Below are 6,461 nucleotides of genomic sequence, written 5' to 3'. Positions count from 1 at the left end.
GGAGGTTCGGGGCTAGTTAGTAAAGGTTAACAAAAAAAGCAACTCTGAACCTGTGAACGCCTACAGGAATGTTTACCATGAAGATAGCAAGTTTCAACGCCAACGGGATCAGGGCGCGCCTGCCGGTCATTCTTAAGTGGCTTAAGCAAGAATCCGTTGATATTCTCTGCGTTCAGGAAACCAAAGTCCAGGATCACGATTTTCCTTTACAGCCGTTTGTTGATGAGGGCTATTATTGTAATTTTAAAGGCCAAAAAAGCTATAACGGTGTTGCCGTTATAAGCAAACAAGAGCCCCGGGAGGTCTCGACCGGCTTTGGTGACGATGATGCCCAAGAGAAGCCGCGGCTTATCAGGGTAAACATAGATGGGATCGAAATCGTTAATACCTACGTTCCCCAGGGACGCGCTCCGGATTCGGATCAATTTAAATATAAGATCACCTGGTTTGAACGCCTCAGAAAATATTTTGAAACCAACTATACAGCGGACATGCCGATCATTTGGACCGGTGATTTTAACGTGGCCCTGGACCCGATTGATGTTTATGATCCAAAAGAGCTGCTGGGCAGCATCGGCTATCATCCGGAAGAACACATAGCCTTAAAAAACGTCATGGAATGGGGCTTTATAGACATTTACCGCCGGCACAAGCCCGCAGAAAAAGCTTTTACCTTCTGGGACTATCGCATCCCCAATGCCGTCAAGCGGGGTCTGGGGTGGCGCATTGATCACATCTGGGCCACACGCAGCTTGGCTGAAATATCGAAAGCGGCCTGGATCGATCAGCAGCCCAGGCTCTGGCAGCGGCCTTCGGATCATACCTTTATCGTCGCCGAATTTGAAAACTTAGGTTCATAATTTATATGTGACATTTCTGTTTGACACAGCCACATCTTTTTTCTATTATCCTTGCCCTTTGATGGAGCTTTTACTATTATCTTTTGAACAAATTATGGATACAGAGCAGGGTATATTAGATGGCGAACAAACACCGGCAGGATAAAGTGGACGATATCAAACATATAGTAAAATTAATGGCAAAAAAGATGGAGGCCGCTCTGGCATCTTCGGCCATGCCGCTATATCAGGATCAAAAGATTATTCGTTTGACGGTTCAGATCCCTGACCAACCGTTGTTACCGTGGCTGCAAAGCCAGAACTTTAGCTTGAAAACTTACTGGTCGAGCCGTGATAACCGTTTTGAGGCCGCCGGAGTGGGTGCGGCGGATTATATTGGCGATGACGCCGGATACGGTTATCGCAGATTGTTTGACCGGCTGCATAATTATCTTGATCACTCCGATCCGGATGTGCGGTATTATGGCGGGTTTAAGTTTGCCCCCAATCAAACCTCCCATGATAGCTGGAAGCGGTTTGGCCGCTATTATTTTGTTGTGCCCCGCTTTGAATTGGTTAAATCAAGGGGTAAGACTTTCTTTGTCTGTAATTTGCGTGCCGATGGAGATAATCACACGTCGATTATGACTCAACTTGAAGCTATTACCTTTGAAGCTGACGGTATTGACAAGGGCATCCCCAAAATTATCTCCCAGAAAGATTTTCCCGGGAAAAGCCGCTGGAAAGCTAGTGTTCAGTCGGCGTTAGCGGCTTTTGAAACACATAGATATGAAAAGATTGTTCTGGCCCGCAAGAGAGCGCTGGAATTTTCTGACAACCTTAACCATTTTATAATATTACAAAAATTGCGAGATAAAGCTTCAAGCAGTTATAAATTCTGTTTTCAGCCGGAGGATAATCTGGCATTTATCGGTGCATCACCGGAGCTTCTTTATTGTCGTAAAGGAAGAAAGCTGCAGAGTGAAGCTATCGCCGGCACTCGTATTAGAGGTCGAACAAGCCAGGAAGACCAAGGCCTGGGCGAGGAGCTCTTGCAGAGTGAAAAAGACCTGCGGGAGCATCGTTATGTGGTTGACAGTATTAAAGATGCCTTTGTATCTTTGACCCCCCCTTTCTTGAACTTCGGCAACATGTCCGTCTCTTTGTTAAAGCTTGCCCGCATACAACATTTAATTACCCGTTTTGATATAAAATTAAAAGAAAACATCTCGGATGCGGAATTGATCGAAACCTTGCATCCCACAGCGGCGGTCGGGGGCTATCCCAGGGATAAGGCTTTAGAGGAAATTGATTGTCTGGAAGGATTCAACCGGGGCTGGTATGCCGCTCCGGTGGGCTGGGTCAAGCGGGATGCCGCCGAATTTGTCGTGGCGATTCGATGTGGTCTGGTACAAGATAATTACATCAATTTGTATTCCGGCGCCGGTATTGTTAACGGCTCCGTCCCGGAGAATGAATGGGACGAAATGAACAATAAAATCGATATGTTTTTAAGTGTGCTGACCTGATGGTCAATCAAAAATCATCCAGCTTGAACGCACTTTGGGCAAATTTAATCGTCCAAGAGCTGCTGCGCAATCAAATAAATCAATTTGTACTTTCCCCCGGTTCCCGATGCACCCCGCTGACCGCTGCCGTAGCGACTGAAAAACAAGCAGCCAGCATTATGCATTTTGATGAAAGGGGCGCTGCTTATTTTGCCCTCGGATACGCGCGCGCAAGCAGCCGGCCGGCGGTGCTGGTATGTACTTCCGGAACCGCCGCTGCAAATTACTATCCGGCGGTGGTGGAAGCTTCCATGGACATGCTGCCGTTGATACTATTAACGGCCGACCGCCCACCGGAACTTCTTCAAAGCGGTGCCAACCAGACCATCGACCAGGTCAATTTATACGGCAACTATGTACGCTTTCATTGCGAACTGCCCTGTCCGGATGAACAGGTTCCACCTGAATCTATCCTGACGCTGGTAGATCAGGCCGTTTATCGAACGGTGCGATCGCCCGCGGGTCCGGTGCATATCAACTGTATGTTCCGGGAACCGCTGGCGCCGTTACCGCTGCCAAAAGATTTCAGCCCGTATCTTGCCGGCGCCCAAAGATGGCTGAACGGCAACAAACCGTTCACCGCATATGAGAAGTCAATTAACACTGTTGACGACGGCAGGATCGAACAAATAGCGAAACTCTTAAATGAAACGTCCAAAGGCCTGCTGGTTATCGGCAGCTTGCGTTCGGATGCGGACCGAGAAGCTGTCCATCGATTGTCTCAGACGTTAAACTGGCCGGTTTTTGTCGATATCCGTTCCGGTTTGCGGCTGGGTGTCAAAGACAGCAACATCGTTAGTTATTTCGACCAGTTGTTACTGTCTGAAAAATTTAGCACCGTAAAACTGTCAACGATCATGCACTTTGGCGGCGTACCGACCTCTAAACGCTTTGAACTCTTTTTGCAGCAAAACCAGCCGAAACATTATATCCATGTGGCCGAACATCCTTTACGTCATGATCCAAACCACAGAATCACCACAAGAGTTGAATCCGACATCAGTCGGTTTTGCAAAACACTGCTTCCGTTTCTGAATATCCACGAGGAAAATATCTATCTGAAAAAATTCAAAAAAGCCGATAACGCCGTTGGAGCGTTGATTGATCGACACATTGGTGATGACCCTGCCATATCAGAACCCGCTGTGGCTCGAATTGTGTCAACGCATATTGCCACGGACAACGGCCTTTTTCTGGGCAACAGTATGCCCGTTCGCGATATGGATATGTATGCCGATCCTTCAGGTTCTGTGGTTAAAGTCGCGGCCAATCGCGGTGCCAGCGGTATCGATGGCAATATCGCCGCTACGGCCGGGTTTGTTCATGGCGCACAGGCACCCGCTACGGCGGTGATTGGGGATCTGGCCTGTTTACATGATTTAAACTCTTTGGCCCTTTTGAATCAAATTTCCAACCCGTTAACGCTTATTGTCGTCAACAACAACGGTGGCGGTATCTTTTCCTTTTTGCCGGTTTATGAATGCCGGGAAATATTTGAACCGTTTTTTGCCACACCGCACGATTTAACTTTTGAAAAAATTGCGGCAACGTTTAAGCTTGATTATTATCAACCTCGCTCAAAAGATGCTTTCGCAAGCGCCTACAAAACATCTCTGAATTCAAAACGTTCCGCTGTCATTGAAATCATAACCGACCGCCAAGAAAACCTGGCATTCCACAAACTGCTTCAGGAAAAAATCAAGTCTACCATCGACAAACTCTAACGCCGATTAATGATAATGCTCAATTGAAGTTATTGGTTATTTGTGATTCATTACTCGGAAGAATATTATAGCGATTCTCATAATAATGTTGCGATTGAACCGTTAACTTAACAATTTCTCAGTAAGCCGTCGGAAACGGAACGTATTTTTGAAAACCGCTATAATCACAATGCGCATCTTTATCAAAAGTGAAGTATAATTCATGAAGCGTTTTCATTACGCAGCGTATGGCGATAAAGAAAAGCCCCCCTTGCTGTTTCTGCACGGATTTATGGGGAATACCGACGAATGGGGGGCCATTGTCCCTTTTTTGAGCGGCAACTTTTACTGCATTGTCGTGGACCTGCCCGGGCATGGCCGCACAGCGGTTCAGGATGAAGAGGATTACCGCCTGGAAAAGTGTGCGGCCAATCTGATCCTTTTTCTTGATACGCTCAATATTAACGCTTGTCACCTGGTGTCATATTCCATGGGCGGTAGGCTGGCCTTCTATTTGGCGGTTTTTTATCCGGAAAGATTTGAGAAAATTATTATCGAATCCGCCTCGCCGGGACTGCCAACCAGAAAGGAAAGGCGTGCACGCGTCAAACATGACCGCAAGATGGCTCGGCAACTTGAAGCTCTGCCGTTGAACCAGTTCTTGCAAACCTGGTACAACCAGCCTATATTTTCATCTCTGGATAAGGAAAGCAAGCCGTACCAGGAAATGATTCAAATAAGAATGAAAAACAATTCCAGCAGGTTAAGCTTGTCATTGCAACAGATGGGTGCCGGTGTACAGGCGCCACTCTGGGACAAACTTGACCAAATAAGCGCTGATGTGCTTTTCATTGTTGGTGAAAAGGACGCTAAATTTATACAGATTGGCAATGCCGCGGTTGCAAGGTGCCGCCGGGCAAAAGTCAAAATTATTGCAAATGCCGGTCACAACGTGCATCTGGAAAATAGAACTGAATACATTAAGCAGGTCAACCTGTTTTTTGAGTAGTCTCTCAAAAGATTTGGAAATATGATTATCCATGGAGCGTTTTAACAAAGGAAAGAATATGGCTACTATTAATTGGACTGAAAGTAAAAAATTTACCGACATTAAGTATCACCAGGCCGAGGGAATCGCCAAAATAACCATCAATCGTCCCGAAGTGCGCAATGCCTTTCGCCCCTTGACGGTCAATGAGATGATCGAGGCTTTGGCAGACGCCCGTGCCGATCATTCCATCGGTGTCGTTGTACTGACCGGTGCAGGCGACAAAGCCTTTTGCTCCGGAGGCGACCAGAGAGTGCGCGGCGAAGCCGGGTATCAAGATGAAAAAGGCGACTACCATTTGAATGTGCTTGAATTTCAACGCCGGATCCGCACCTGCCCCAAACCGGTGATTGCCATGGTCGCCGGCTATGCCATCGGCGGCGGAAATGTTTTGCATTTGATGTGCGACCTGACCATTGCGGCCGACAACGCTGTCTTCGGCCAGACCGGCCCGCGGGTGGGTTCATTCGACGCCGGTTACGGTTCCAGCTATCTGGCAAGAGTGGTCGGTCAGAAAAAAGCGCGGGAGATATGGTTTCTCTGCCGCCAGTATAATGCGCAGCAGGCGCTGGAGATGGGTCTGGTAAACACGGTCGTGCCGCTTAAAAGACTGGAAGAGGAAACGGTCGGGTGGTGCCGGGAGATTCTGGCGAACTCACCGGTCGCCATCCGCTGTCTGAAAGCAGCGTTGAATGCAGACTGTGACGGCCAGGCAGGACTCCAGGAACTTGCCGGGCACACCACCATGCTGTATTACATGACCGCGGAAGGCCAGGAAGGACGCAATGCTTTTCTCGAAAAACGCAAGCCGGATTTTTCTAAGTTCCCCCGAAGCACTTAGTGCCTTAGTGCTCTAATTCGTAAGTCGATTACGTGTTTTTTATATTGTTTCACCGCCCGCTTCGCTTGAGACGCAAAGGCCGCAGAGTTAAATATTATTTCTTTTGCCGTTGAGGGGACGGCAAAAGAAAATAGCTCAAGCTTTATAAGGATAATATTATATTGAAATACAAGCAGTTATTTCTTTGTTCCACAAGGATGCATGTTTTTGCTTTCCGCCCTCCCTGCCCTGTGGAATGCGAAGCTTATTCCTCTGGGGTCAGCGGAAAGCAAAAAAGAAACAAATTCTCTGCGACCTCTGCGTCTCAGCGGTGATTATTAAGTTAAATGGAACGATCAAGTCTAAACATCTGGGTTCAGGCGGCGCGGCCCAAAACACTGTGGGCGTCAGTGGCGCCGGTGGTTATCGGTTCAGCCATGGCGTTTGAAAGCGGCGGGCTGCACATTATGTCGGCACTGTCAG

5 protein-coding genes are annotated in these 6,461 nt (G+C 47.8%); all 5 read left to right on the top strand.

What is annotated here, in order from left to right; translation table 11 throughout:
• The first annotated feature begins 77 nt into the window (after window positions 1-77).
• The 5 genes from xth to menB all read left to right on the top strand — a co-directional run bounded on the left by xth (window position 78) and on the right by menB (window position 5,999).
• Window positions 78-860, top strand: coding sequence for an exodeoxyribonuclease III (gene xth / locus V3S16_RS16395; protein WP_413886888.1), 783 nt, complete (start codon window positions 78-80; stop codon window positions 858-860).
• Between the two features lie 119 nt (window positions 861-979).
• Entirely contained in the window at window positions 980-2,368 is a 1,389-nt protein-coding gene (locus V3S16_RS16390; protein WP_413886886.1) for an isochorismate synthase, read from the top strand.
• Window positions 2,368-4,131 (top strand): 2-succinyl-5-enolpyruvyl-6-hydroxy-3-cyclohexene-1-carboxylic-acid synthase, encoded by a 1,764-nt coding sequence (gene menD / locus V3S16_RS16385; RefSeq protein ID WP_413886884.1) that lies wholly within the window; start codon window positions 2,368-2,370, stop codon window positions 4,129-4,131. The genes V3S16_RS16390 and menD overlap by 1 nt, the downstream gene beginning before the upstream one ends.
• A gap of 202 nt (window positions 4,132-4,333) precedes the next feature.
• Window positions 4,334-5,119 (top strand): 2-succinyl-6-hydroxy-2,4-cyclohexadiene-1-carboxylate synthase, encoded by a 786-nt coding sequence (menH, locus tag V3S16_RS16380; RefSeq protein WP_413886882.1) that lies wholly within the window; start codon window positions 4,334-4,336, stop codon window positions 5,117-5,119.
• A 58-nt stretch (window positions 5,120-5,177) separates the two neighbouring features.
• Complete coding sequence (gene menB / locus V3S16_RS16375) at window positions 5,178-5,999, top strand: 1,4-dihydroxy-2-naphthoyl-CoA synthase (RefSeq protein ID WP_413886880.1); 822 nt, start codon at window positions 5,178-5,180, stop codon at window positions 5,997-5,999.
• Window positions 6,000-6,461 lie beyond the last annotated feature (462 nt).

It is taken from the genome of Candidatus Desulfatibia sp. (assembly GCF_036446775.1).
GTDB lineage: Bacteria > Desulfobacterota > Desulfobacteria > Desulfobacterales > UBA11574 > Desulfatibia_A.
The sequence above is the reverse complement of the archived record's forward strand: the minus strand, read 5'-3'. Positions and strand labels throughout refer to the sequence as shown.